Origin of the sequence: Zestomonas carbonaria (assembly GCF_904061905.1) — a bacterium.
Lineage (GTDB): Bacteria > Pseudomonadota > Gammaproteobacteria > Pseudomonadales > Pseudomonadaceae > Aquipseudomonas > Aquipseudomonas carbonaria.
On the sequence record NZ_CAJFCI010000004.1, the window covers coordinates 1 to 1,027 of the forward strand.

Consider the following 1,027-nt stretch of genomic DNA (forward strand, 5'->3'; position numbering starts at 1 on the left):
GTGGACGTACAGCCCGGCCAGATTGAGCATGGCCTTGTAGTGGCCGCGCTCGCTGGCTTGCTGGTACAGGCGGACCATTTCCGCATCGTTGGCTTCGTTTCCTTGCTTCTCGTAGGCGCGGGCCTGCTGGAACCAGATATCGGCCTCGGGATCGAGTGGCGGGTTCTGCTCCTGGGTACAAGTGAATTGCAGGGACTTCCAGTCGATGTGCATGGGTGGTGCCTCCTTGGCATGGCAGGCGCCCAGCCAGGCCAGGACCAGCAGCAGGGCGGCGTGGTGAACCCGGGAACGCAGCACCTACACCCCCCGGAGCAGTCGCCAGGTGACGTCGCGCCCTTCCCACTGCGGCAGCGTGACGCCGTGGGCGAACAGCCGCTCGCCGCTGGGCAGGTCCTCGCAGGCCCAGTAGCCCGGCCACGGGCAGGCTTCGCCGGAGACGACGCGCCGGTGGCTGGATACCTGTTCCCATTCCCAATGCACCGGTACTCCCCGATAGGTGGGCAGGACATCGCCCAGGGCGGCGCGGAACATCACCCCGGGGTCCCCGGCCTTGAACCAGATACCGGCGCGTGGGGCGGGCTGGCCGCTGTCGGCGGCGCGGGCGGGCGCCGGCGGCAGGGGGCAAAGGGTGTCGATATCGGGGAAACGCTTGCTGGGATCAGTACGTACTTGCTCAAGGAGTTTGTAGTAGCATGCGGCGAGTTCGGGGTTTTTATCGACGCCATACTTACCTTCATTGAAGGTGGCATATAGCTTCCACAAGCTGTCGTTATGACCCAGCGCAGCGGCTTTCTGGAAATACAATAAGGCCGTATGTGTATCCTGTTCACCAGGCCTGTTGATCAGGTACTCCATGCCCAATGAGTATCCTGCCTCTGGGAGTTCCTGCGATAAGGCGCATTCGAGCATCTGCTTGCCAATGTTTTTCCCCCGAGTGCGTTCGGGCTCAGGTAGTCGAGCAAAGGCTCTTCGAAGCTCATCGCCGATAGCCCATTGTCCATACCGGTTACCAAGATCGGCGGCCCTG

2 pseudogenes are annotated in these 1,027 nt (G+C 62.7%); both read right to left on the bottom strand.

What is annotated here, in order from left to right:
• Positions 1-297 (bottom strand): annotated as a pseudogene (locus PSEWESI4_RS00020) (hypothetical protein); the annotation flags it as partial.
• Positions 298-1,027 (bottom strand): annotated as a pseudogene (locus PSEWESI4_RS00025) (sel1 repeat family protein); the annotation flags it as partial.